Raw genomic sequence first — 25,510 nt, forward strand, 5'->3', positions numbered from 1 at the left:
GCACTGATCACCCACCCGCCGTTCCGCACGAGCCACACCGGATGAAGGGTTTGACAGCCATGCCAGAAACCAGCCGCAGAGGACTGCTCTTCGGCACCGCGGCCGTCTCCGCGGGAGCCTTCCTCACCGCCTGTACCAGCAACGAGCCGAAGGAGAAGGCGACCGCGCAGAGCAATCAGCCGGCCGCCGACGACAAGCCGGGCACGCCCGTCACCATCGGCTTCGCGGGTCCCCAGGCCGACCACGGGTGGCTCAACGCCATCAACGTCAACGCCAAGTCGCGGGCCGAGAAGTACTCCGAGGTGACCCTGGAGATCACCGAGGGCTCCAACGACACCGCGGCCCAGATCGGCCAGGTCAAGACCCTCATCAACAAGAAGGTCGACGTCCTCGTCGTCCTCCCCGCCGACGGCAAGGCGCTCACCCAGGTCGGCCTGGAAGCCATGAAGGCCGGCATCCCCGTCGTCAACCTTGACCGTATCTTCGCCTCACCGCAGGCCTACCGCTGCTGGGTCGGCGGCGACAACTACGGCATGGGCCTCAACGCCGGGCACTACATCGGCGAGCAGCTCAAGGACAAGCCGAACGCCAAGGTCGTCGAGCTCGCCGGCATCGACAACCTGGAACTCACCAAGCAGCGCAGCCAGGGCTTCGCCGACGCGCTCAAGAACTACTCCAACATCAAGCTGGTGGCCCGTCAGGCGGCGGACTTCACCGTGGAGTCAGGCCAGGCGAAGATGGCGCAGCTCCTCCAGGCGCAGAAGCAGTTCGACGCCCTGTGGAACCACGACGACGACCAGGGCGTGGGCGCGCTGCGGGCCATCCAGCAGGCCGGACGCGACGAGTTCATCATGGTCGGCGGGGCGGGCGCCAAGTCCGCGATGGACGCCATCAAGGCCGACAACAGCGTCCTGAAGGCGACCGTGCTCTACCCGCCCACGATGGCGGCCTCGGCGATCGACCTGGCGCGCGCGCTCGGTCAGGGCAAGGGCATCTCCGGACTCTCGGAGATGGAGATACCGACCTCGCTGACCCTGTACTCGGCCGTGGTGACGAAGGAGAACATCGACCAGTACCTGCCGACGGGCTTCAGCTGATCCAGCACCGCCGCCGCCACCGAACCACCGACGAGGAGGAAGCCCGCATGGCCCGTAGGGAAGAAACGGAGCAGGTGACCGAGGCACCGCCGCCGACGGCGACGCTCGGCGTCGGCATGGTCGGATACGCGTTCATGGGTGCCGCCCACTCCCAGGGGTGGCGCACCGCGGGACATGTCTTCGACCTGCCGGTGAGACCCGCTCTCGCCGCGATCTGCGGACGCGACCGTACGGCCGTCGAGGCCGCCGCCGCCCGGCACGGATGGGCCGCGGCGGAGACCGACTGGCGCGCCCTGATCGCCCGGGACGACGTGCAGCTGGTCGACATCTGCACGCCCGGCGACAGCCATGCGGAGATCGCCATCGCCGCGCTGGAGGCGGGCAAGCACGTGCTGTGCGAGAAGCCGCTCGCCAACACGGTCGCCGAGGCGGAAGCCATGGCGGAGGCCGCGGAGCGGGCGGCGGTCCGCGGCCAGGTGGCGATGGTGGGCTTCAACTACCGCAAGGTGCCCGCTCTCACCTATGCCCGCACGATGATCGAGGAGGGCAGGCTGGGGGCCCTGCGGCACGTACGGGCCACCTACCTCCAGGACTGGCTGGTCGACCCCGAGTCGCCGCTCACCTGGCGGCTCGACCGCGACCGTGCCGGGTCCGGCGCGCTGGGCGACCTCGGCGCGCACATCGTCGACCTGGCCCAGTACCTGGCCGGGGAACCCCTGGTCGGGGTGTCGGCGGTGAGCGAGACGTTCGTACGCGAGCGGCCCCTCCTGGCCGGGGCCGCCGCCGGGCTCTCGGGCACCGCGGACGGTACCGCGCGGGGGGCGGTCACCGTCGACGACGCGACGCTGTTCACCGGGCGGCTGGCATCGGGCGCCCTCGCCTCGTTCGAGGCGACCAGGATGGCGGCGGGCCGTAAGAACGCCCTCCGCCTGGAGATCAACGGAGAGCTGGGCTCGATCGCGTTCGACCTGGAACGGCTCAACGAACTCTCCTTCCACGACCACACGGAGCCCGCCACCAGCGCCGGATTCCGCCGGATCCTCGTCACCGAACCCCAGCACCCCTACCTGGAGGCGTGGTGGCCGCCGGGCCACGGTCTGGGCTACGAGCACACCTTCGTCCACCAGGCGCGTGACGTGGTGCGCACGATCGTCGAGGGGCGCGCCCCCGTGCCGTCGTTCGCCGACGGGCTTCAGGTGCAGCGGGTGCTCGCCGCCGTCGAGGAGAGCGCCGCCAAGAACTCCGTACACACACCGGTCCCCTTCTAGGAGGTCCCGCGCATGCCCCGTCCCTTCACCCTCTTCACCGGCCAGTGGGCCGACCTGCCGTTGGAGGAGGTCTGCCGGCTGGCCCGGGACTTCGGTTACGACGGGCTCGAACTCGCCTGCTGGGGCGACCACTTCGAGGTCGACAAGGCCCTTTCGGATCCCGGCTACCTCGACGGGCGCCGGCAGTTGCTCGACAAGTACGGCCTGAAGTGCTGGGCGGTCTCCAACCACCTCGTCGGCCAGGCCGTCTGCGACAACCCGATCGACGAACGCCACCAGGGGATCCTGCCCGCCCGCATCTGGGGGGACGGGGAGCCGGAAGGCGTCCGGCGACGGGCCGCCGAGGAGATCGAGAACACCGCCCGGGCGGCCGCCGCGTTCGGCGTCGACACGGTCATCGGCTTCACCGGGTCCTCGATCTGGCACCTGGTCGCCATGTTCCCCCCGGTCCCGCCCCACATGATCGAGCGGGGCTACGAGGACTTCGCGGAGCGGTGGAATCCGATCCTGGACGTCTTCGACGCCGAGGGGGTGCGTTTCGCGCACGAGGTGCACCCGAGCGAGATCGCGTACGACTACTGGACCACCCACCGGGCCCTGGAGGCCGTGGACCACCGGCCCGCTTTCGGCCTGAACTTCGACCCGAGCCACTTCGTGTGGCAGGACCTCGACCCGGTCGGCTTCCTGTACGACTTCCGGGACCGCATCTACCACGTGGACTGCAAGGAGGCCCGGAAGCGTCTCGACGGCCGCAACGGACGTCTCGGCTCACACCTGCCGTGGGGGGACCCCCGGCGTGGCTGGGACTTCGTCTCGGCGGGACACGGCGACGTGCCCTGGGAGGACGTCTTCCGGATGCTGCGGTCCATCGGCTACGAGGGGCCGGTCTCCGTGGAGTGGGAGGACGCGGGCATGGACCGGCTGACGGGGGCGCCGGAGGCGCTGGCATCACTGAAGCGGTTCGACTTCGATCCGCCCAGCGCGTCGTTCGACGCCGCGTTCGGCGGCGGCGACTAGCCGGGGGTGTGGCCGGGGCCCTCCTTGCCCCTTCCGGGGGGAGCCCCGGGTGGCCGGAGAGGTCCGGCGAGCTCTGAGAACCGCGCGGGCGGGCGCCGGGGGGCGTTGCGCCCCGCGGCGGTCCCGCCTGCCCGGACGCCCCTTTGTCCACCCCCGGGTAAAAGTTCAACCCACCAGCTGTGCAAGGGCTTTCCGTACCGGACGAACACAGCTACCGTCCCATACGTGTACACGACATGACTCGCGTCACCGGGGCCCCGCGGCTCCGGTGACGAGCGCGGCAGTCCCCGCGCGGAACGGCACTACGCACCGGCCCGAACAACCGGCACACTCCGGAGGACGCACGTGCACAGAAGCAGCAGACGGCTACGCGCCCGAAAGACGCTCGCCCTCTTCACCGGCGGACTGCTCGCCGCCGCGACCCTCACCCTGGGCTCCTCGCCCGCCGCCACCGCCGACGTCAAGGCAGCCGTGGCCGCGCAGGACGCCGCCGAGGACTTCCAGCAGGTCACCCTCGCCAAGGGCGCGGCCGAGACCGGCGAACCCATCTCGCTGGCGGTGCTCCCGGACCGCAGCGTGCTGCACACCTCGCGCGGCGGCGAGCTGCGGATCACGGACAGCGCGGGCAACACCCGGGTCGCAGGCACCATCCCCGTCTACTCGCACGACGAGGAAGGTCTCCAGGGCGTGGGGATCGACCCGGGCTTCGCCCAGAACCGGGCGATCTACCTCTACTACGCGCCGCCGTTGGACACCCCGGCCGGCGACGCCCCCGAGAACGGCACAGCCGCCGACTTCGCGAAGTTCGAGGGGGTGAACCGGCTCTCCCGCTTCGTGCTCAAGGAGGACGGCACCCTCGACAACGCCAGCGAGAAGAAGGTCCTCGACATCCCGACCACGCGTGGCATGTGCTGCCACGTGGGCGGCGACATCGACTTCGACGCGCAGGGCAACCTCTACCTCTCGACGGGCGACGACTCCAACCCGTTCGCTTCCGACGGCTTCTCGCCGCTGGACGACCGGGCCGACCGCAACCCCGCCTTCGACGCCCGGCGCACCTCCGGCAACACCAACGACCTCCGTGGCAAGATCCTCCGGATCAAGGTCGCCGACGACGGCTCGTACACCGTCCCCGAGGGCAACCTCTTCGCCCCGGGCACGGACAGGACGCGCCCCGAGATCTACGCGATGGGCTTCCGCAACCCCTTCCGCTTCAGCGTGGACCAGGCCACCGGCATCCTGTACGTCGGTGACTACGGCCCCGACGCGGGCGCCGCGGACCCGAACCGCGGACCGGCCGGACAGGTGGAGTTCGCCCGGGTGACGAAGCCCGGCAACTTCGGCTGGCCCTTCTGCGCCGGTGACAACGATGCCTACCGGGACTACGACTTCGCGACGCAGACCTCGGGACCGGCCTTCGACTGCGCCGCTCCGAAGAACGAGTCGCGGTACAACACCGGTCTGGTCGACCTGCCGCCCTCCGAGGCCGCCTGGATCCCGTACGACGGCGCGTCGGTACCGGAGTTCGGCACCGGCTCCGAGTCCCCGATGGGCGGGCCCGTCTACCACTACGACGCCGACCTCGACTCGCCGGTGAAGTTCCCCGAGGAGTACGACGGGGACTTCTTCGCGGGAGAGTTCGGCCGGCAGTGGATCAAGCGCATCGAGCAGGACGCCGACGGCGCCGTCCAGTCGATCAACGACGTCCCGTGGACCGGCACCCAGATCATGGACATGGCGTTCGGGCCGGACGGGGCGCTGTACGTCCTGGACTACGGCCTCTCCTGGTTCGGCGGCGACGAGCACTCTGCGCTGTACCGCATCGAGAACGCCACCGGTGGCCGCTCACCCATCGCCGAGGCCTCGTCCGACAAGACCTCCGGGGTCGCACCCCTCCGGGTGAAGTTCTCCTCGGCCGGCACGGCCGACGGTGACGGCGACGCCCTGACGTACGCCTGGGACTTCGGTGACGGCGGCACGTCGACGGCGGCCGACCCCACGTACACGTACAAGAAGAACGGCACCTACACCGCGACCGTGACCGCCAAGGACCCGACGGGCCGCACCGGCTCGGCGAGCGTGCACGTGACCGTGGGCAACACGGCGCCCACCGTCGTGCTCCAGGCCCCGGCCGACGGGCAGCCGTTCGAGTTCGGCGACGCGGTGCCCTTCAAGGTGACCGTCACCGACCCGGAGGACGGCACCGTCGACTGTTCCGAGGTGGAGGTCAAGTTCACCCTCGGCCATGACAGCCACGGCCACGACATCACCACCGAGCACGGCTGCGAGGGCACCATCAAGACCGCCATGGAAGGCGGCCACGACCCGAACGCCAACATCTACGGCGGGATCTCGGCGTCCTACACCGACGGCGGAGGCGGCGGACAGGCAGCGCTGACCGGCCGTGACGGGGCGAAGCTCCAGCCCCGCCACCGCCAGGCCGAGCACTTCGACGACTCCTCCGGTGTCACCACCCCGAGCAAGACCAGCGCACACGGCGGCAGGACCGTCGGTGACATCGACAACGACGACTGGATCTCCTTCACCCCGTACATCCTCGACGGCTCCACCAAGCTCACCGCCCGTACGTCCTCGGCCGGCGCGGGAGGCTTCCTCGAAGTGCGGGCCGGATCGCCCACCGGCAAGATCCTCGGCTCCGCACCGGTCCCGGTGACCGGCAGCTGGGACACCTTCCAGGACATCGACGTGCCGCTGCGCGGCGCACCGAAGAAGGCCACACAGCTCTTCCTGGTCTTCAAGGGCGGAACCGGAGCTCTCTACGACGTGGACGACTTCGAACTCTCGAACAGCCCGGTCGACCGGACCGCGAAGCGCGTCCTCGTGTTCTCCAAGACGGGCGGCTTCCGGCACGACTCCATCCCCGAGGGCATCGCCGCGCTCAAGGAGCTGGGCAAGGACACCAACATCACGGTCGACTCCACCGAGGAGTCCGGCCAGTTCACGACCAGCAACCTGGCGCGCTACGACGCCGTCGTCTTCCTGTCGACGACGGGGGACGTCCTGAACGCCGGCCAGAAGAAGGCGTTCGAGAACTTCGTCTCCACCGGCGGCGGTTACATGGGTGTCCACGCCGCGGCGGACACGGAGTACGACTGGGAGTTCTACGGCGGGCTCGTCGGGGCCTACTTCGACTCGCACCCGCAGATCCAGCCCGCGACCGTCCGTGTGGAGAACCACGACCACCCGGCGACCGCGCACCTGGACGAGGCCTGGGACCGTACCGACGAGTGGTACAACTACCGCACCAACCCGCGGGACAAGGCCCAGGTCCTGGCCACCCTGGACGAGACCACGTACACCGGCGGCACCATGAAGGGTGACCACCCGATCGCCTGGTGCCAGGCGTACCAGGGCGGCCGCTCCTTCTACACCGGCCTCGGGCACACCAAGGAGTCCTACGCCGAACCCGCCTTCCGCCAGCACCTGCTGGGCGGTCTGCGCTACGCCGCCGGACAGGTGAAGGCCAACTGCAAGCCGGACACCGGCTACCGGTCGCTCTTCAACGGCAAGACGCTGGAAGGGTGGAAGCAGGCCGGTCCCGGGAAGTTCGTCGTGGCCGACGGTGAGCTGCGCTCCGAGGGCGGCATGGGCCTGCTGACCTACCAGGCCAAGGAGCTGAAGTCCTACTCGCTGAAGCTCGACTGGAAGATGGCGGGAGACGACAACTCCGGCGTCTTCGTCGGCTTCCCCGAGTCGGACGACCCGTGGTCCGCGGTGAACAAGGGCTACGAGGTGCAGATCGACGCCACCGACGCGGCGGACCGCACGACCGGCGCCGTCTACACCTTCAAGTCCGCCGACATCAAGGCGCGCGACCGGGTACTGCGTCCGCCCGGCCAGTGGAACAGCTACGAGATCAAGGTCCAGGGCGAACGGCTCCAGGTGTTCCTCAACGGGGTGAAGATCAACGACTTCACCAACACCGACCCGGCCCGCAGCCTCAAGGACGGCTACTTCGGTCTCCAGAACCACGGAGCCGACGACCAGGTGTCCTTCCGCAACATCCAGCTGAAGGAGCTGCCCTCCTCGTAGGGCGGCCACCTCCTGCGCCGGCGGTGGGCGGGAAGCGCACCACTTCCCGCCCACCGCCCACCACCCCTCTTCATCCCCCCAGGGAGGCAGCCCGTGAGCGCACGTGCCGTTCGTACCGGAGTCTGGTTCATCGGAGCACGCGGCTCCGTCGCCACCACCGCCACCGCGGGGTGCGCGGCCATCGCGGCAGGGCTCCACCCGCCGACCGGCATGGTCACCGAGACACCCCCCTTCGCCGACAGCGGGCTGCCACCGCTGGCCTCCCTCGTCTTCGGCGGCCACGACACCCTCGACTGCCCCCTGCCCAAGCGGGCGGAGGCCCTGGCGGCCGGGGGAGTGCTCCCGCACGGTCTCCCTCCCGCCGTCGAGGCCGAACTCACCGCCGCCGACGCCGAGATACGGCCCGGCGGCCCGCTCCCGGGTGACACCCGCACCGACGAGGAGATCATCGGCGCCTTCGCCGCCGACATCTTGGACTTCAGCCACCGCCACACACTGGCCCGCACGGTCGTGATCAACGTCGCCTCGACCGAACCCGCCCCGGGCGAGGACGACGCCCGCCTGCCCGCCAGTTCCCTCTACGCGGCGGCCGCGCTCCGCGCCGGCTGCCCCTACGCCAACTTCACCCCCTCCACCGGGCTGCGCAGCCCGCGCCTCCAGGACGCCGTCGCCTCCTGCGGACTTCCCCACGCCGGCCGAGACGGCAAGACAGGCCAGACGCTGCTCCGCTCCGTGCTCGCACCGATGTTCGTCCAGCGCGCACTGCCGGTGCGGGCGTGGTCGGGCACGAACCTGCTGGGCGGCGGGGACGGGGCGGCGCTGGCCGACCCGGCTGCCGCGGCCGCCAAGAACGCGGGTAAGGAGCGCGTACTCGCCGACACGCTCGGGGCGGCCCCGGAAGGCGAGGTCCACATCGACGACGTACCGGCGATGGGGGACTGGAAGACCGCGTGGGACCACATCGCCTTCGACGGTTTCCTCGGCTCGCGGATGATCCTCCAGACCATCTGGCAGGGCTGTGACTCCGCCCTCGCCGCACCGCTGGTCCTGGACCTCGCCCGGCTGCTGGCCCGTTCCCACGAGACGGGCCTGACCGGGCCACGACCCGAACTCGGCTTCTACTTCAAGGACCCGGACGGAGGTCCGGCCGCCCTCTCCGACCAGTACGCGGAACTGCTGGCCTTCGCCGGACGTCTGCGAGCCGCCCGGTGAGGCCCCTGCGGCTGCTCGCGGCGGTCACCGGCGCCCCCCGGCTGCTCAACGGGCCACAGGCCCCGGCCGCTGCCGGCCGGACCTCCCCAGTCAGCCTGTCCGGTGCGGGCGGGACTGCGCCCCCACCGGACAGGCCCGGTGCCCGCGCGCACCTGCGGGCCTGGTCGGAGCTGCTGCGCGTGTCGGCGCTGTTCACCGTGCCGGGTGACGCGCTCGCCGGCGCGGCCGCCGTGGGGCGGCGCCCCGGCCGGGGCACGGCACTCGCGGCCGGGGCCTCGCTGTGCCTGTACGAGGCGGGCATGGCGCTCAACGACTGGGCGGACCGCGAGGAGGACGCCGTCGACCGCCCGCACCGGCCCATCCCCTCGGGCCGCGTCGCGCCAGGGGCCGCACTGGCCGCGGCGGGTGTCCTGACCGCGGCGGGCCTGGCCCTGGCCGCCCGCGCGGGCCGCCCGGCTCTGGCCGTGGCATCCGGCCTCGCGGCCACGGTCTGGGCCTACGACCTGCACCTCAAGCACACGAGGCTGGGCCCGGCCGCGATGGCCGCGGCGCGCACGCTCGACCTGCTGCTCGGCGCGACCGCGACCGCCACCGGGAGCCCGGGGGCAGGGGCCGCCACCGTGCGGACCGCCGTGAGGAGTGCGGCGACGGCGGCCGACGGGGGAGGAGCGGCCCCCGCCGCCGCACCCGGTGCCTGCGCCGCGCTCCCCGCCGCCCTCGTCCTCGGCGCCCACACCTACGCCGTGACCGCCGTCTCCCGGCACGAGGCGCAGGGCGGGTCCACCGAAGCGCCGCTGGCCGCCCTCGCCGGGGTCGCCGCAATCGGGGCCGCCGTCCTGCGCGGCCGGACAGCGCCGGAAGGACCACCCCCCACTCCCGCCGAACGCCTCCTGCTCCACGCCTTCGGCGCCGCCTACCTCCGCACCGCCGCGGTCCCCTTCCTGCACGCCGCGCTCAACCCCTCCCCGCCTCTCACCCAGCGCGCCGTCGGCGGCGGGATCCGGGCGATGATCCCGCTCCAGGCCGCACTCGCGGCCGGGGCCGGGGCACCCGTCCACGGCCTCGCGGTCATGGGGCTCGTCCCTGTCGCCCGCGCCCTCGCCCGGAAGGTGAGCCCCACGTGACCCTCCGTCTCGGCTACGGCACCAACGGACTGACCGACCTCCGGCTCGACGACGCACTCGGCCTCCTCGCCGACCTCGGCTACGACGGCGTCGGCCTGACCCTCGACCACATGCACCTCGACCCGCTCGCCCCGGACCTCGCCACCCACACCCGCAAGGTGGCCCGCAGGCTCGCGGGACTCGGCCTCGGCGTCACCGTCGAGACCGGCGCACGCTATGTCCTCGACCCCCGGCGCAAGCACGGACCCTCCCTCCTCGACCCCGACCCGGAAGCCCGCGCGGCCCGCACCGCACTGCTCGTCACGGCCGTCGAAGTGGCGGCCGACCTGGGAGCCCACGCCGTGCACTGCTTCAGCGGCATCACTCCGCCCGGCACCACCACGGACACCGCGTGGCAGCGGCTGACCGGCGCACTGGAGCCCGTGCTGGACGCCTCCGACCGCGCCGGCGTCCCCCTGGCGGTCGAGCCGGAACCCGGCCACCTCCTCGGTACGCTCGCCGGCTTCCACCACCTCCGCACCCTCCTCGGCGACCCGGGCTCACTCGGACTCACCCTGGACATCGGCCACTGCCAGTGCCTGGAGCCCGCCTCCCCGGCCGACTGTGTGAAGGAGGCCGCCCCCTGGCTCCGCCACGTCCAGATCGAGGACATGCGACGCGGGGTCCACGAGCACCTGCCGTTCGGTGACGGCGAGATCGACTTCCCGCCGGTCCTCCACGCGCTCGACCACAGCGGATACACCGGGCTCACCGTGGTCGAACTGCCCCGGCACTCCCACGCGGGCCCCGAACTCGCCCGCGAGTCCATCGACTTCCTGCGCCGGGCGACCGGGACGACGAACGGAGCCGCACCGTGCTGATCAGCCGCGAGGAACTCGACAGCCGGCTCCCGGGCGCGGTACGGGCCTGGCTCGACGAAGCGCTCGCCGAGGCCTCGCACGCAGCGGACCACCCCGGCGCGGACAGCGGCACCCCGCCCTGGGAGCTGCGGTTCGCGTCGGCGGGACGGCACTGCGGACTCGAGCACGCGGACTCCGTGCGCGCGCTGCTGCTCGTCGAAGCCCGTGCGGGGCTGCCCGCCGTGACCAGGCTCTACGAGCAGGGCACCGCCGCCGAACGCCGCGCCGTCCTCCTGACCCTGCACCGGCTCGAGCTCGGCGCCGCCGCGCTCCCGCTCGTAGAGGACGCCCTGCGCACCAACGACACCCGGCTGGTCGCCGCAGCCGTCGGCCCGTACGGCGCGGCCCACCTCGACGCGCACGGCTGGCGGCACGCCGTCCTGAAGTGCCTCTTCACCGAGGTCCCGGTCGAAGCCCTCGACCGGCTCGGTGAACGGGCCCACGGCGACCTCGAACTCGCCCGCATGCTGCGCGACTTCGCAGCCGAGCGCACCGCTGCGGGACGCGCCGTCCCCGCCGGTCTGCGGACCGTCCTCGACCTCACCGCCCCGGCCCCCGTCGCCGCCCCCACGTCCACGTCCACGGAGGAACACCGATGAGGATCTTCGACCCCCACATCCACATGACCTCCCGCACCACGGACGACTACCGGGCGATGTACGACGCCGGGGTCCGCGCCCTCGTCGAACCCTCCTTCTGGCTCGGCCAGCCCCGCACCTCGCCCGCCAGCTTCTTCGACTACTTCGACGCACTCCTCGGCTGGGAACCCTTCCGCGCCTCCCAGTACGGCATCGCCCACCACTGCACGCTCGCCCTCAACCCCAAGGAGGCGAACGACCCCCGCTGCACCCCCGTCCTGGACGCCCTGCCCCGGTACCTCGTGAAGGACTCCGTCGTCGCCGTCGGTGAGATCGGCTACGACTCGATGACCCCCGCGGAGGACAACGCCCTCGCCGCCCAGCTCCAGCTCGCCGCCGGCCACGGCCTTCCCGCGCTCGTCCACACGCCCCACCGCGACAAGCTCGCCGGCCTGCGCCGGACCATCGACGTCATCCGTGAATCGGACCTCGCCCCGGAGAGGGTGCTGCTCGACCACCTCAACGAGACGACCGTCGAGGACGCCCTCGACAGCGGCTGCTGGGCCGGCTTCTCCATCTATCCGGACACCAAGATGGACGAGGACCGCATGATCACCGTCCTGCGGAACCACGGCACCGACAGGATCCTCGTCAACTCGGCCGCCGACTGGGGCAAGAGCGACCCGCTCAAGACCCGCAAGGTGGCCGACACGATGCTGAAGGCCGGGTTCGACGAGGACGACGTCGACAAGGTCCTCTGGCGCAACCCCGTGGCCTTCTACGGGCAGAGCGGCCGGCTCCAGCTGGACATCGCGTCCCCCGGCCCGCTCCACGAGGGCAACTCCATTCTCCGCGGCGGGGAGTGAGCGATGCGCTTCCGCCACCCCGACGGCTCCACCGTCCACCTCGCCTACTGCACCAACGTGCACCCCGCCGAGACACTCGAAGGAGTCCGCGCGCAGCTGCGCGACCACTGCGAACCCGTACGGCGGAGACTCGGCCGCGACCGCCTGGGCATCGGCCTCTGGCTCGCCAAGGACGCCGCCCGCACCCTGATCAACGACCCTGCCGCCCTGCGCTCGCTGCGCGGGGAACTGGACCACCGCGGTCTGGAAGTGGTCACCCTCAACGGCTTCCCCTACGAGGGCTTCGGCGCGCAGGAGGTCAAGTACCGCGTCTACACACCGGACTGGACCGACCCCGAGCGCCTCGCCCACACCACCGACCTGGCCCGCCTGCTCGCCGCCCTGCTCCCCGACGACGTCACCGGCGGCAGCGTCTCCACCCTGCCGATCGCCTGGCGCACCCCCTTCGCCGACGACCCGACGGCCGCCGGCACGGCCCGGAAGGCGCTCACCACACTCGCCCAGCGGCTGGACGCCCTCGCCGAACTGACCGGCAAGGACATCAGGATCGGCCTCGAACCCGAACCCGGCTGCACCGTGGAGACCACCGCCGAGGCCATCGGCCCCCTCACCGCGGTGGGCCACGAACGCATCGGCATCTGCGTCGACACCTGTCACCTCGCCACCTCCTTCGAGGACCCGGACACCGCGCTCGACGCACTCCGCGCCGCCGGGGTCCCCGTCGTCAAGGCGCAGCTCTCCGCGGCGCTGCACGCCGAACACCCGCACCTCCCGGACGTGCGCGCCGCCCTGGGCGCCTTCGCCGAACCCCGTTTCCTCCACCAGACACGCACCCTGACCGCGGCGGGCCTCCGCGGCACCGACGACCTCGACGAGGCGGTCTCCGGCGGCGCCCTCCCCGACAGCACCCCCTGGCGCTCCCACTTCCACGTGCCCCTCCACGCGCCCCCCGCGCCCCCGCTCACCTCCACGCTCCCCGTGCTCCGGTCCGCGCTCACCCGTCTCGTCGGCGGACCGGCGCCCCTCACCCGGCACCTCGAGGTGGAGACGTACACCTGGCAGGCGCTGCCCGCCGAGCTGCGCCCACGCACCCGCACCCAGCTCGCCGACGGCATCGCCGCCGAACTCACCCTCGCCCGCGACCTCCTCGTCGACCTCGGACTGAAGGAGCTACCGTGACCGCACCCGTCACCGGCCCGCGCCCCACCCCCCTGCTCGTCCTCGACGTCGTCGGCCTCACCCCCCAGCTGCTCGACCACATGCCGAACCTCCGGGCCATGGCCGGAGCCGGAGCACAGGCGCCCCTCTCCACCGTCCTGCCCGCCGTCACCTGCGCCGCCCAGTCCACCTTCCTCACCGGCACCACCCCCGCCGAACACGGCATCGTCGCCAACGGCTGGTACTTCCGCGAGCTCGGCGACGTCCTCCTGTGGCGCCAGCACAACGGGCTCGTCGAGGGGGACAGACTCTGGGACGCGGCGCGGCGCGCCCACCCCGGGTACACCGTCGCGAACATCTGCTGGTGGTACGCGATGGGCGCGGACACCGACTGGACCGTCACGCCCCGCCCCGTCTACTACGCCGACGGCCGCAAGGAACCCGACTGCTACACCAGGCCCCCCGCACTGCACGACGAGCTCACCGAGAAGTTCGGCACCTTCCCCCTGTTCCACTTCTGGGGCCCCGGCGCCGACCTCGTCTCCTCGCAGTGGATCATCGACGCCACACGGCACATCCTCGCCACCCGCACCCCCGACCTGGCCCTCTGCTACCTCCCGCACCTCGACTACGACCTCCAGCGCTACGGTCCGGACGACCCCCGCTCCCACCGGGCCGCAGCCGAGCTCGACCGGGCCGTGGCACCCCTGCTCGACGACGCCAGGGCAGGGGGCCGCACCGTGGTGGCGCTCTCCGAGTACGGCATCACCCGGGTCGACCGGCCCGTGGACATCAACCGCGCCCTGCGCCGCGCCGGCCTGCTGGAGGTGCACACCCAGGACGGCATGGAGTACCTCGACCCGATGGCCTCCCGTGCCTTCGCCGTCGCGGACCACCAGCTGGCCCACGTCTACGTACGCCGGCCCGAGGACCTCGACGCGACCCGCGAAGCCCTCGCGGACCTCCCCGGCATCGAGGAACTCCTCGACGACGAGGGCAAGAAGGCCCATCACCTGGACCATCCCCGCTCCGGCGAGTTCGTCGCCGTCGCCGAGAAGGACGCCTGGTTCACCTACTACTACTGGCTCGACGACGACCGCGCCCCCGACTTCGCGCAGCTCGTCGAGATCCACCGCAAACCGGGCTACGACCCGGTGGAGCTCTTCATGGACCCGCAGGACCCCTATGTGCGGGTCAGGGCGGCATCGGCGGTCGCCCGCAAGAAACTCGGGATGCGTTACCGCATGGCCGTCGTCCCCCTCGACCCCTCACCCATCCGCGGCAGCCACGGCCGCCTCCCCACGAGCGACGACGAAGGTCCGCTCATCCTCTGCTCCACCCCCCACGCGTTCACCGGCCGAGTCCAGGCCACCGAGGTGAAGTCCCTGCTCCTGAAGCTCGCAGGACTGCACTGACCATCCGCCCCGCCCGCATGCCCACAGGGAGATTTGTGATCATGAGCCGTACCCCGAAGGATCCCGAGCTCGCGCGCAGACTCAGCCGCCGCAACGTCCTGGGCGTCGCCGCCGGAGCCACGGCCGCCACTCTCCTCAGTGGCGCCGCCGCCCAGGCGGCGGGCCCGCACGGCAGCCACGGCCAGGGACACGGACACGGCAAGGGACGTGCCGTACTGCCTCCCGGGCGCCTCGGCATCCAGCTCTACAGCCTTCGCGACAAGGTCTCCACCCTGGGATTCGCCCCCGTCTTCGCCGAGCTCGAGAAGTACGGCTACGACGAGATCGAGTTCGCCGGGTACACCCAGGGCTCGGCAGGCCCCCTCACACTCGCCCGGCTGAAGAGGCTGGCCAAGGACCACGGGCTCACCCCCATAGGCAGCCACGTCAACTACTACGACGACAACAACCCGGACGCCTACTCCTTCGCGCAGAACCTCACCAAGGTCCTCGACGAGGCGGAAGCCCTCGGCCTCAAGCACATCGGCACCGCCTCCGGCCCCTTCCGCTACGGCTCCACGGTGGACGGCTGGAAGCGGGCCGCGGAGGACTTCAACACCTACGGCGCCGCCGCCCGCAAGCGCGGCATGAAGTTCTACCAGCACAACCACGCGGAGGAGTTCTCCTTCGCCACCGACAAGCCCGGCGTGCGCCTCTACGACGTCCTGCTCGCCGAGACCGACCCCGACCTGGTCTACCTCGAGATGGACATCTACTGGGCGTTCTGCGCCCAGTTCCGCTTCGGCAAGCGGGTGGACGGCACCCCGGCGCCCTTCAACCCCATCGACTACGTACTCAAGCACCCCGACCGCTACCCCCTCTTCCACGTCAAGGACGGCACACGCGACGACTCCGTCCGCGACGGCTACCGCATGACGGACGTCGGCGACGGCGACATCGACTACAAGAACTTCCTGAGCCGGGTCACCGCGCGCACCCACCGGGGCCGTACGTACCACCACTGGCAGACCGAGCACGACAACCCCGTCGAATCCCTGGCCTTCGCCCGCAAGTCCAGCGAGCACCTGCACTCCCTCCGTGAGAGCCGCTGCGGGGACTGACCGCACACCCGTGCGGGGCCCGGTTCCGCGAACCGGGCCCCACACCGGAGCCGCGGGCCAAAGGGGCCGCCGCGCGACCTCCCGGAGGCCGTAGGCACTTCGCTCACGCGATCCCCTGCCGGTCCGGCCGCAGCGCGAACGCCCGCCCGGCCGCCTCGGGCACCGTGCGTTCCACCGCTGCCACCAGGAGCGCGCGGTGCCTGAGCAGGGGCTCGCGCCGGTCCCCGGCGGCGAGCAGCAGCAGATCGTCGAGTCCGGCGAGCAGCCGCCGCGTGACCTGGGGGCTTCCGGCCGCGCACCACCGGATCTCCTCGAACGCGAGGTCCACCAGGTCCCTCCACCCGGGTACCTCCTGGACGAGCCGTACGTCGCCACGGCGGTCCCGGTGGCACAGCGGGGCGAGCGGCAGCCGAACGGCGGCGGCGAGGAACTGCACGATCCGGTCCAGGCACTGCACCGCGGTGGTGGGATCGTTCACGGACGGCGACAGCGCACGCAGCGCGATGTCCGACAGCTGACGCAGGCCGAACGCCGGGTCCTGGTGCAGGGCGCGCTCGACCCCCACCGAGACCGTGCGCCGCAGGGCGTGCGGCGACGGGGCGGGCCCGCCGTGCACGGTGAGCAGCGGTGTGTCCGGCACCACGAAGTCACCGATGCGAGGCACCAGCCCGAACACGACCCCGTCCCGTCGGGCGACCCGTACCAGTCGTGCCACCGCGACGTCCCGCAGCACCCCCGCGTGCCCGCGGTGGAGCACACACGCGGTCGCGGGGCCGAGGGGCGGTCCGCCGGCCGGTTCCGCGGGCTGCCGTGCGAGCGCGCGCAGCGACTCACGGGTGATGTGGTCGAGCACGGGCCCGACCTGCATGAGCCGCAGGGTCGAGGAGACGTAGCAGACGAACAGCAGCAGGCTCAGGCCGACCAGGCCGAGCGTCAGCAGACTCTGGAGCAGGGGCGCCGAGGCGACTCTGCGGGGGTCGGGCTCCGTCCCGCCCTCGTACGAGGTCAGGACGAGGAGCGAGAACGCGAAGGTCGCCAGGAACACCGTCAGCGTGAGCTTGCTGATCCTGCTCCGTACGAAGATCCGGACGACGCGCGGGGTGAGCTGGCCGCTCGCCATCTGCACGGCCACGAGCGAGATGCTGAACACGACACCGATGAAGGTCATCATCGCCGCGCTGACCGTGGTGACGATCGTCCGGGCGTCCCCGGCGAACGTGAGGAGATCCCCGAGCTCCTCGTACGCCCCTTCCTCCTGCAGACGGCCCACGATGCGGGTGTCCAGCTCGGAGAGGGCCAGCCACAGCCCGAAGGCACCCACGAGACCCGCGGCGGGCGCGAACCAGAAGGTGTCGCGCAACCGTTCGCGCAGTGAGGTCAGGGCACGGGGTGCCCCAGGGGCGCGCCCATGGGTGCCGCTCTTGCCGCTCATACCCGCGAAGGTAGTCCGCGGCCACTGACTGTACGCGGTGCGCCACGGAACGTGAGTCCGCGGGCGTCAGGTCCGCCTCGGAGTGCCCGCACCGCACTGACCACCGAAAACGCAGGTGAGAGGCGCCCCGAACCCCTGGTATTGTTTTCCTTGTCGCCACGGGGAGGACCCCGGGACGACAGACACCTTGTCCGGGTGGCGGAATGGCAGACGCGCTAGCTTGAGGTGCTAGTGCCCTTTATCGGGCGTGGGGGTTCAAGTCCCCCCTCGGACACCAGCGGGAACCCCACTCCGGTGGGGTTCTTCTGCGTTTGCGGGGCGGCAGGCGTCGGTCCCGCGGTGGAGGCCCCGGCCGCACGCGGATCGCGGCCGGGGCCTCCACGCCGTCAGGCGGAGGTGGCTTTCGCCATGACCGGCTCGGTCAGCTGTACGGGTTCCGTGCCGGGGGAGCTGTGCCGTGCCGCCCAGTTCTCCAGTGCGGTGCGGCAGGCGTGGTCCAGGTGGTGGAGCCCCGTGAGATCCAGTGCGACGGGGCGGTCCTGGGGCAGGCCCTCAAGGCTGTCGAGAATCTTCGGCAGCCTCAGGAAGGTCGCGTTCCCCGACAGGTACGCCTGGACCGGGCCCGCTCCCTTGTCGATGACGTCCAGGCTGATGTGCGAGGCGTCCCACGCCGTCTTGATCACGGAGAGCGCCAGACCGATCAGGACTCCCTCGAACATGTTCACCGTGACGATGGCCACGGCTGTCGCCACCAGGATGAACGCCTCGCCCCGGTGCCCGCGCCACAACGTCGCGGCGGTGCGCAGCGGAATCAGCTTCCAGCCCGCGTGGAGCAGGATCCCGGCCAGGGCCGGCAAGGGGATGAGCGCGAGGGCCGACGGGAGCAGCGCCGCGAAGAGCAGCAGCCACACGCCGTGCATGACCCGGGACGCCTTGGTCCTCGCACCGGCCTGGACGTTGGCGGAGCTGCGTACGATGACCGCCGTCATGGGCAGCGCCCCCAGCAGTCCGCACACGGCGTTCCCGGTGCCCTGCGCCATCAGCTCCTTGTCGTACTGCGTGCGGGGCCCGTCGTGGAGCCGGTCCACGGCAGCCGCGCTGAACAGACTCTCCGCGGAGGCGATCAGTGTGAAGGCCAGGATCGTCCCGATCACGCTCACGCTCGCGATCGCGGCGAACGAGTCGGAGCCGGGCAGCCGGACGGCGTCCAGCAGGCCCCGCACCTCGACCTCGGCGACGGGCAGGCCGAACACGAGTGTGGTGAGTGTGGCCAGAGCGACCGCGGCGAGCGCGCCGGGGACCGCCCTCACCTTCTCGGGCATGTACCGCCAGAGCACCATCACCACGATGGTGCCGGTGGCCAGCGCGAGCGACGCGAGCGCCTCGGTACTGACGGCCGCCTCGGCCAGGGCCCCGGGGAGCCCGGCCAGTTTGTCCAGACCGGAAGCCGGGGCCTCCAGGCCGGCCGCCGCGTAGAACTGGCCCGCGATCAGTACGAGCCCGATGCCCGCGAGCATGCCCTCGACGACCGACACCGAGATGGCCCGGAACCAGCGCCCCAGCTTCAGGGCCCCCATGGCGAGCTGGAGCAGTCCGGCGGCCAGCACGATGAGTCCGAGTCCGGCGAGCCCGAAGGTGCGCACGGCTTCGAAGACGAGCACGGTGAGACCGGCGGCCGGTCCCGACACCTGAAGGCTGCTGCCGCGCATGAAGCCCGTGACGAGACCGCCCACGATGCCGGTGATGAGCCCGAGTTCCGCCGGGACTCCGGACGCCACGGCGACACCCACGCACAGGGGGAGGGCGACGAGGAAGACGACGACCGACGCGGTGAAGTCCTGCCGGAGATGGGGGAACCGGCTGTCCGTACGGGCCTTCACAGCGTCTGGAAGGTGTCGGAGGTGGCGTCGTGCGTCAGCACGGCTCCCGTGTGGACCTCGTAGAACCAGCCGTGCAGCCGCAGCCGTCCCTCTGCCACCCGCTGGTCGACGCAGGGGTAGGAGCGCAGCCTGAGCAACTGGGTCAGCACGTGGTTCTGCACGGCCTCGGCCACGGCCGGGTCGTCCACCACCCCTTCGGGGCGGGGAGCCGAGTGCGCCAGCCAGTCCCGCACCGCGGGCACCGCGGTCAGGTCGTCACCGCGGACCAGAGCTCCGACGGCGCCGCAGTGGGAGTGACCGCACACGACGACGTCGGTGACCCCGAGCACCTCCACGGCGTACTCCACGGTGGCCGCCTCGCTCGTGGGCTGCCCGGAGGCGTACGGGGGGACGATGTTGCCGGCGGTCCGCAGTTCGAAGAGTTCACCTGGCCGGGCACCGGTGATGAGGGTGGGGACGACCCGGGAGTCCGAGCAGGTGATGAACAGGACTTGCGGGGACTGGCCGTCGGCCAGCCGGGCGAACTCCTCGGGACGCTCCGTGCACTGATCGCGGAAGGACCGGGCGTGATCGATGAGGGGTTGCATGACAGTTGTTCCTCCTGGCGCGCGGCTGAGGGCGCGTCGGCGTACGTACGAGAACAGCGGGCGCGGGCGGGCAGAGCGGCACGACCGCACGCCGCCGCTCGGGGCGGTGGGGCGCGGTGTGCGGGCGGGGTCTGTCCGCGCCGCGGATCAGCTCAGCAGCGGAACACCTGGAGTGCCGCGGGGGAGTGCGAGGCCGAGGATCTCGACGTGCGGTGCGATCCGGCCGCCGCGACGAGTGCCGTCGCCGCGGGCCGGAACGCGGCGTCAGCCGTGACCAGGCAACGCGAGAGGGGTTCGGCGGTGGCCTGGGCCACGGTGCGGTGCCGGTCGCGGGTGCGCAGCGCGCCGTTCGGGTCGCCTTCGTCAGCAGGGGGGCCGCAGGGGGCGTACTCCTGTCCCGTCTGTGCACCGCCCTGGCTCCTGGAGCCGGCCGCGGGAGCCTCCGGCGCGCTGAGGGAGGAGCGGTGGGCGCCGGCGACGCCGTGGGCGGACGCCGAAGGTGCGGAGGGGGCCGGGAACTGCACGGCGAACAGGATCACGGTGAGCACCGAGAGCACGATCCGGGCCGTCACATCTCGCACCCCGAACCCCCTTCAGCGCTCCGCCTGCTTCGTTCCGAAGACGCTAACAGGATGAAATTCCCATCAGGTTAACCGTCTGTGAAGAGTGTGAAAGCCGGGCAGTGGAACGGTGAAATCATCTGCGCCGAATAACCTCCGAGCGGAAATGCGCCCGCCGCCTCGCTTTCCTCGACGTGGCGCCGGGTGGGTGACGGCCCCGACCGGTGAGGCGCCAGGAAGGCCAGGTCACACCCGATGGTGTGCGGTGCCGCGGTCCGCGCCGGCCCTGCCGTTCGGCTGTCCGAATTGGTGTGGCCGAAATGTGTGCGCGCGTCCACGGGGCGATCGGAACGGGGCACCCCGAGGAGGATTCATTTCCTCTGGCCGGGTCTTTGCGGCGATGTCCGGCGATCGAGGCGCGGCGGGTCGCGTCCCGATCCGCGCCGCATTACGGAAAGGCTATTTCCGGACACATGCTGCGGTTACCGAGAGGCTTTTCGGCCAATGGGGCCGGGCCTCTCCGCGGGTCGGCACGACCGCTCCCGGGCGCCGGAACCGATTCCTCCGTGTGCGCGTGCCGCTCCACGGCGGTTCCCCGGGGCGCTCGTGTCACGATCGGGTCTCGGACGGGCGGGAGGGGGTTGTTTTCGGCCGTGTAATCGATTCCAATCTCCGTTGTAATCGATTCCACGGCCTGTTCCGGTGGTTTCGAGACGCACCGAAACCACAAGGAGGTGGTCCGGAAATGGCGAGCATCAAGGATGTCGCGGCACAGGCGGGAGTCTCCGTCGCCACGGTCTCCCGCGTCCTCAACAGCCATCCCTCCGTCAGCCCGGACGCGCGTGCACGCGTGCACGCCGCCGTCGAGGCCCTCGGCTACCGGCCCAACGCGGTGGCCCGCTCGCTGCGCACCGACCAGACGCGCACCCTCGGGCTCGTCATCAGCGACGTGCTCAACCCCTACTTCACCGCGCTGGCCCGCTCCGTGGAGGAGGAGGCCCGCGCGCTCGGTTACAGCGTGATCATCGGCAACGCCGACGAGCGGCCCGAGCAGCAGGACCACCATGTCCGTACGCTGCTGGACCGCAGGATCGACGGGCTCCTCGTCTCGCCCGCCGACGGTGACTCCCCGCTGCTGCTCGACGTCGCGCGCACCGGTACCCCGATGGTCTTCGTCGACCGCTGGATCCCCGGAGCGGACATTCCCGTCGTGCGCGCGGACGGGCACCGGGCCATCCAGGACCTGGTCGCCCATCTGTACGCCCTCGGCCACCGCAGGCTGGCCATCATCGCGGGCCCGGCGGCCACCACCACGGGCAACGAACGCGTCGAGGCCTTCCGGGAGGCGATGCGGGCCCACGGGCTCGCCCTCCCCGACGCCTACATCGGACAGGGCGACTTCCAGGCGGACAGCGGGCGGCGCGCCACCGAGAACTTCCTGTCGCTGCCCGAACCGCCCGAGATCGTGTTCGCCGCCGACAACCTCATGGCCCTCGGTGCTCTGGACGCCATCCGCGCACGCGGCCTGCGCGTCCCCGAGGACATCGGGATCGCGGCCTTCGACGACATCCCGTGGTTCGTCCACACGGCCCCGCCGATCACCGCGATCGCCCAGCCGACGGGCGAGCTCGGCCGTGCCGCCGTGCGCGCCCTCGTCGACATCGTCGAGGGCCGTCCCCCGCAGTCCGTGACCCTGCCCGCCGGCCTCGTCGTACGCAGGTCGTGCGGCGAGCACGCCTCCACTCCCGGGAGCAACGAGTGAGCGAATCAGTCGAGTTGCTGCGCATCGAAGGCGTACGCAAGACCTTCCCCGGTGTCGTCGCCCTGGACAGCGTCGACTTCGACCTGCGCAGCGGCGAGGTGCACGTCCTGCTCGGTGAGAACGGTGCGGGCAAGAGCACCCTCATCAAGATGCTCTCCGGCGCCTACCGCCCGGACCGCGGGCGGATCCTCGCAGGCGGCCAGGAGGTCCGCATCCACGGGGCGCAGGACGCCGAGAAGCTCGGAATCGCCACGATCTACCAGGAGTTCAACCTGGTACCCGATCTGACGGTCGCCGAGAACATCTTCCTCGGCCGCCAGCCGCGCCGCTTCGGCATGATCGACCGACGGCGCATGGAGGCCGACGCCGAGGTGCTCCTGCGCCGTGTCGGCCTGCACGTCTCACCCAGGGTCCGGGTCCGTGAACTGGGCATCGCCCGGCTGCAGATGGTGGAGATCGCGAAGGCGCTCAGCCTGGACGCCCGCGTACTGATCATGGACGAGCCGACCGCGGTCCTCACCTCCGAGGAGGTCGACAAGCTCTTCGGTATCGTCCGGCAACTGCGCGCGGACGGTGTCGGCGTCGTCTTCATCACCCACCACCTCGACGAGATCGCCGCGCTGGGCGACCGCGTCACCGTCCTGCGCGACGGCCGCAGCATCGACCAGGTACCCGCCTCGACACCCGAGGCGCAACTCGTCCAGCTGATGGTGGGACGCAGCATCGAGCAGCAGTACCCGCGCGAACGCCCGGAGACAGGCGCGCCGTTGCTCTCCGTCCGCGGGCTCACCCGCAACGGCGTGTTCCACGACATCAGCTTCGACGTGAAGGCCGGTGAGGTCGTCGGCCTCGCCGGGCTCGTCGGAGCGGGCCGCACCGAGGTCGCCCGCGCCGTCTTCGGTGCCGACCCCTACGACGCCGGCACCGTCGACGTGCTCGGCGAACGGCTGGCCGGGCACGATGTGACCGCCGCGATGGGCGCGGGCATCGGGCTGGTCCCCGAGGACCGCAAGGGCCAGGGGCTCGTGCTCGACGCCTCGGTGCAGGAGAACCTCGGCCTGGTGACCCTGCGCTCGGCGACCCGCGCCGGACTCGTCGACGTCAAGGGGCAGCGCACCGCCGCCGCCCGCATCGCCGAACAGCTCGGTGTGCGGATGGCTGGCCTCGGCCAGCACGTCCGCACCCTCTCCGGCGGCAACCAGCAGAAGGTCGTCATCGGGAAGTGGCTCCTGGCCGACACCCGGGTGCTGATCCTCGACGAACCCACGCGCGGGATCGACGTCGGTGCCAAGGTCGAGATCTACCAGCTCGTCAACGAGCTGACGGCCTCCGGGCACGCCGTCCTGATGATCTCCAGCGACCTGCCCGAGGTCCTCGGCATGAGTGACCGGGTCCTCGTCATGGCACAGGGCCGCATCGCCGGAGAACTCCCCGCCCACGAGGCCACCCAGGACGCCGTGATGGCACTCGCCGTCAGCGCGACCCCCGTGACAGAGAACGCAGAGAACGCAGAGGAGAGCCCCCGTGGCCACTGACACGCATCCGAGCAAGGCGGGCGCGGGCGGCGCCGGACACACCCTCCGCCGCCTCCTGCTCGACAACGGCGCCCTCACGGCGCTGGTCGTCCTCCTGGTGGCGATGTCGCTGCTCTCCGGCGACTTCCTCACCACACAGAACCTGCTGAACGTAGGCGTCCAGGCCGCGGTGACCGCGATCCTCGCGTTCGGCGTCACCTTCGTCATCGTGTCGGCGGGCATCGACCTCTCGGTCGGATCGGTCGCCGCGCTCTCCGCGACCGTCCTCGCCTGGTCGGCGACGTCAGCGGGCGTGCCCGTCTGGCTGGCGGTCGTCATCGCCGTCGCCACCGGCATCGCCTGCGGGTTCGTCAGCGGTGCCCTGGTCGCGTACGGCAAACTGCCGTCGTTCATCGCGACGCTCGCCATGCTGTCGGTGGCCCGCGGTCTCTCCCTGGTCATCTCCCAGGGCAGGCCGATCCCCTTCCCGGACTCCGTCTCCGTGCTCGGGGACACGCTCGGCGGCTGGCTGCCCGTACCGGTCCTCGTGATGATCGCGATGGGCCTGATAGCGGCACTCGTCCTGGGCCGCACCTACATCGGCCGCTCCATGTACGCCATCGGCGGCAACGAGGAAGCCGCCCGGCTCTCCGGGCTGCGCGTCAAGAGGCAGAAGCTCGTCATCTACGCCCTCTCCGGGCTCTTCGCCGCGGTCGCCGGCATCGTCCTCGCCTCCCGTCTGGTCTCCGCCCAGCCGCAGGCGGCCCAGGGATACGAGCTCGACGCGATCGCCGCGGTCGTCATCGGCGGTGCCAGCCTCGCGGGCGGCGTCGGCAAGGCGTCCGGCACCCTGATCGGCGCACTCATCCTCGCCGTGCTGCGCAACGGACTCAACCTGCTCTCCGTGTCCGCCTTCTGGCAGCAGGTCGTCATCGGAGTCGTCATCGCCCTCGCGGTGCTGCTGGACACGCTGCGCCGCAAGGCCGGTACCGGTGCCGCGTCCGCGGGCGGGGCCTCCGCCGCGCCCGGAGGCCCCGGAAAGGGTCGCAAGGCAGCGATGCGGGCCGGCGTCGCGGTGATCTGCCTGGCCGCCGTCATCGCCGCCGTGACCTTCTTCAAGCCCGGATCCTCCGGCACCACCACCAAGGTGGGCATGTCGCTCTCCACCCTGAACAACCCGTTCTTCGTCCAGATGAAGGAAGGCGCGCAGGAGGAGGCGGAGAAGGCCGGGATCGACCTCACCGTCACCGACGCCCAGAACGACGCGTCGCAGCAGGCCAACCAGCTGGAGAACTTCACCAGTTCCGGAGCGGACTCCGTCATCGTCAACCCGGTGGACTCCGACGCGGTCGGACCCGGCGTGCGCGGTGCCAACAAGGCGGGCATCCCCGTGGTGGCCGCCGACCGCGGCGTCAACAAGGCCGAGGCCGCGACGCTCGTGGCCTCCGACAACGTGGCGGGCGGCAAGCTGGCCGCGAAGACGCTCGCCGACCGGCTCGGCGGCAAGGGCAGCATCATCGTCCTCCAGGGCACCGCCGGTACCTCCGCGAGCCGCGAACGCGGTGCCGGCTTCGCCGCGGGCATCAAGGCGTACCCGGGCATCAGGGTCGTGGCGACCCAGCCGGCCGACTTCGACCGCACCAAGGGCCTGGACGTCATGACCAACCTGCTCCAGTCCCACCCCGGCATCACCGGCGTCTTCGCCGAGAACGACGAGATGGCGCTCGGCGCGGTCAAGGCACTGGGCAGCAAGGCCGGCACGTCCGTCTCCGTCGTCGGTTTCGACGGGACCCCCGACGGCCTGACGGCGGTCGAGGCGGGAACGCTGTACGCGTCCGTGGCCCAGCAGCCCAGGGAACTGGGACGGATCGCCGTGCGGAACGCCGTCCGGGCGGCCGACGGCAAGAAGGTCGACAGCATGGTCAAGGTGCCGGTCAAGGTCGTCACCCGGCAGAACGTCGCCGACTTCTCCTGATCACGGAAGGCAT

Annotated in this window: 19 protein-coding genes and 1 tRNA gene; 16 read left to right on the top strand and 4 right to left on the bottom strand. The window is 71.4% G+C overall.

Going from position 1 to position 25,510, the window contains the following annotated elements:
• The first annotated feature begins 59 nt into the window (after positions 1-59).
• From ACHFIV_RS10120 to ACHFIV_RS10175, 12 genes are all read left to right on the top strand, one after another.
• Positions 60-1,097, top strand: coding sequence for a substrate-binding domain-containing protein (locus tag ACHFIV_RS10120; protein WP_398965735.1), 1,038 nt, complete (start codon positions 60-62; stop codon positions 1,095-1,097).
• Between the two features lie 47 nt (positions 1,098-1,144).
• Entirely contained in the window at positions 1,145-2,365 is a 1,221-nt protein-coding gene (locus tag ACHFIV_RS10125; protein WP_398965737.1) for a Gfo/Idh/MocA family protein, read from the top strand.
• A 12-nt stretch (positions 2,366-2,377) separates the two neighbouring features.
• The gene (locus ACHFIV_RS10130; RefSeq protein ID WP_398965740.1) at positions 2,378-3,382 is read left to right on the top strand and encodes a sugar phosphate isomerase/epimerase family protein; all 1,005 of its coding nucleotides are present in this window, start codon (positions 2,378-2,380) and stop codon (positions 3,380-3,382) included.
• 345 nt (positions 3,383-3,727) lie between these two features.
• A complete protein-coding gene (locus tag ACHFIV_RS10135) occupies positions 3,728-7,435 on the top strand; it encodes a ThuA domain-containing protein (protein ID WP_398965743.1) in 3,708 nt (1,235 codons plus the stop codon).
• A gap of 93 nt (positions 7,436-7,528) precedes the next feature.
• Positions 7,529-8,647, top strand: coding sequence for an inositol-3-phosphate synthase (locus tag ACHFIV_RS10140; protein ID WP_398965746.1), 1,119 nt, complete (start codon positions 7,529-7,531; stop codon positions 8,645-8,647).
• A 152-nt stretch (positions 8,648-8,799) separates the two neighbouring features.
• A complete protein-coding gene (locus tag ACHFIV_RS10145) occupies positions 8,800-9,771 on the top strand; it encodes an SCO3242 family prenyltransferase (protein WP_458575927.1) in 972 nt (323 codons plus the stop codon).
• Positions 9,768-10,631 carry a sugar phosphate isomerase/epimerase family protein gene (locus ACHFIV_RS10150; RefSeq protein ID WP_398965749.1) on the top strand — a complete coding sequence of 288 codons (864 nt, stop codon included), beginning with the start codon at positions 9,768-9,770 and terminating at the stop codon, positions 10,629-10,631. The genes ACHFIV_RS10145 and ACHFIV_RS10150 overlap by 4 nt, the downstream gene beginning before the upstream one ends.
• Positions 10,625-11,269: an EboA domain-containing protein gene (locus ACHFIV_RS10155; protein ID WP_398965752.1), complete on the top strand. Its 645-nt coding sequence runs from the start codon at positions 10,625-10,627 to the stop codon at positions 11,267-11,269. Before ACHFIV_RS10150 ends, ACHFIV_RS10155 begins: the two co-directional genes overlap by 7 nt.
• The gene (locus ACHFIV_RS10160) at positions 11,266-12,114 is read left to right on the top strand and encodes a TatD family hydrolase (protein ID WP_398965755.1); all 849 of its coding nucleotides are present in this window, start codon (positions 11,266-11,268) and stop codon (positions 12,112-12,114) included. The genes ACHFIV_RS10155 and ACHFIV_RS10160 overlap by 4 nt, the downstream gene beginning before the upstream one ends.
• A 3-nt stretch (positions 12,115-12,117) precedes the next feature.
• Positions 12,118-13,293 (top strand): metabolite traffic protein EboE, encoded by a 1,176-nt coding sequence (gene eboE, locus ACHFIV_RS10165; RefSeq protein WP_398965757.1) that lies wholly within the window; start codon positions 12,118-12,120, stop codon positions 13,291-13,293.
• The gene (locus ACHFIV_RS10170; protein ID WP_398965760.1) at positions 13,290-14,687 is read left to right on the top strand and encodes a nucleotide pyrophosphatase/phosphodiesterase family protein; all 1,398 of its coding nucleotides are present in this window, start codon (positions 13,290-13,292) and stop codon (positions 14,685-14,687) included. The genes eboE and ACHFIV_RS10170 overlap by 4 nt, the downstream gene beginning before the upstream one ends.
• Before the next feature lie 41 nt (positions 14,688-14,728).
• Positions 14,729-15,787, top strand: coding sequence for a sugar phosphate isomerase/epimerase family protein (locus tag ACHFIV_RS10175; protein ID WP_398965763.1), 1,059 nt, complete (start codon positions 14,729-14,731; stop codon positions 15,785-15,787).
• Between the two features lie 103 nt (positions 15,788-15,890).
• Here ACHFIV_RS10175 and ACHFIV_RS10180 read toward each other — a convergent pair whose 3' ends face one another.
• On the bottom strand, positions 15,891-17,219 hold the full coding sequence (locus tag ACHFIV_RS10180; RefSeq protein ID WP_398965766.1) for a DUF2254 domain-containing protein: 1,329 nt from the start codon (positions 17,217-17,219) through the stop codon (positions 15,891-15,893).
• 189 nt (positions 17,220-17,408) lie between these two features.
• Here ACHFIV_RS10180 and ACHFIV_RS10185 point away from each other — a divergent pair.
• Positions 17,409-17,496 (top strand) — tRNA-Leu (locus tag ACHFIV_RS10185).
• Between the two features lie 109 nt (positions 17,497-17,605).
• Here the strand turns inward: ACHFIV_RS10185 and ACHFIV_RS10190 are convergent.
• The 3 genes from ACHFIV_RS10190 to ACHFIV_RS10200 form a co-directional block, all read right to left on the bottom strand.
• Positions 17,606-19,099, bottom strand: a complete 1,494-nt coding sequence (locus ACHFIV_RS10190; protein ID WP_398965769.1) for a SulP family inorganic anion transporter — start codon at positions 19,097-19,099, stop codon at positions 17,606-17,608.
• Complete coding sequence (locus ACHFIV_RS10195) at positions 19,096-19,686, bottom strand: carbonic anhydrase (protein WP_398965772.1); 591 nt, start codon at positions 19,684-19,686, stop codon at positions 19,096-19,098. Before ACHFIV_RS10195 ends, ACHFIV_RS10190 begins: the two co-directional genes overlap by 4 nt.
• Positions 19,687-19,838: 152 nt before the next feature.
• The gene (locus tag ACHFIV_RS10200) at positions 19,839-20,267 is read right to left on the bottom strand and encodes a hypothetical protein (protein WP_398965774.1); all 429 of its coding nucleotides are present in this window, start codon (positions 20,265-20,267) and stop codon (positions 19,839-19,841) included.
• Between the two features lie 724 nt (positions 20,268-20,991).
• On the opposite strand from ACHFIV_RS10200, the gene ACHFIV_RS10205 reads away from it, so the two are divergent.
• From ACHFIV_RS10205 to ACHFIV_RS10215, 3 genes are read left to right on the top strand one after another with little or no spacing between them, the layout of a single operon-like run.
• Positions 20,992-22,008, top strand: coding sequence for a LacI family DNA-binding transcriptional regulator (locus ACHFIV_RS10205; RefSeq protein ID WP_398965777.1), 1,017 nt, complete (start codon positions 20,992-20,994; stop codon positions 22,006-22,008).
• A complete protein-coding gene (locus ACHFIV_RS10210; protein WP_398965780.1) occupies positions 22,005-23,543 on the top strand; it encodes a sugar ABC transporter ATP-binding protein in 1,539 nt (512 codons plus the stop codon). The genes ACHFIV_RS10205 and ACHFIV_RS10210 overlap by 4 nt, the downstream gene beginning before the upstream one ends.
• Complete coding sequence (locus ACHFIV_RS10215) at positions 23,533-25,497, top strand: ABC transporter permease/substrate-binding protein (protein ID WP_398965783.1); 1,965 nt, start codon at positions 23,533-23,535, stop codon at positions 25,495-25,497. The genes ACHFIV_RS10210 and ACHFIV_RS10215 overlap by 11 nt, the downstream gene beginning before the upstream one ends.
• Positions 25,498-25,510 lie beyond the last annotated feature (13 nt).

Source organism: Streptomyces sp. ALB3 (genome assembly GCF_044385685.1).
GTDB lineage: Bacteria > Actinomycetota > Actinomycetes > Streptomycetales > Streptomycetaceae > Streptomyces.

What these genes read in the sequence shown, in the direction of transcription:
- ACHFIV_RS10120 (WP_398965735.1), top strand. Translation starts at nt 60, where the DNA reads ATGCCAGAAACCAGCCGCAGAGGACTGCTCTTCGGCACCGCGGCCGTC.
- ACHFIV_RS10125 (WP_398965737.1), top strand. Translation starts at nt 1,145, where the DNA reads ATGGCCCGTAGGGAAGAAACGGAGCAGGTGACCGAGGCACCGCCGCCG.
- ACHFIV_RS10130 (WP_398965740.1), top strand. Translation starts at nt 2,378, where the DNA reads ATGCCCCGTCCCTTCACCCTCTTCACCGGCCAGTGGGCCGACCTGCCG.
- ACHFIV_RS10160 (WP_398965755.1), top strand. Translation starts at nt 11,266, where the DNA reads ATGAGGATCTTCGACCCCCACATCCACATGACCTCCCGCACCACGGAC.
- eboE (WP_398965757.1), top strand. Translation starts at nt 12,118, where the DNA reads ATGCGCTTCCGCCACCCCGACGGCTCCACCGTCCACCTCGCCTACTGC.
- ACHFIV_RS10175 (WP_398965763.1), top strand. Translation starts at nt 14,729, where the DNA reads ATGAGCCGTACCCCGAAGGATCCCGAGCTCGCGCGCAGACTCAGCCGC.
- ACHFIV_RS10180 (WP_398965766.1), bottom strand. Translation starts at nt 17,219, where the DNA reads ATGAGCGGCAAGAGCGGCACCCATGGGCGCGCCCCTGGGGCACCCCGT.
- ACHFIV_RS10195 (WP_398965772.1), bottom strand. Translation starts at nt 19,686, where the DNA reads ATGCAACCCCTCATCGATCACGCCCGGTCCTTCCGCGATCAGTGCACG.
- ACHFIV_RS10205 (WP_398965777.1), top strand. Translation starts at nt 20,992, where the DNA reads ATGGCGAGCATCAAGGATGTCGCGGCACAGGCGGGAGTCTCCGTCGCC.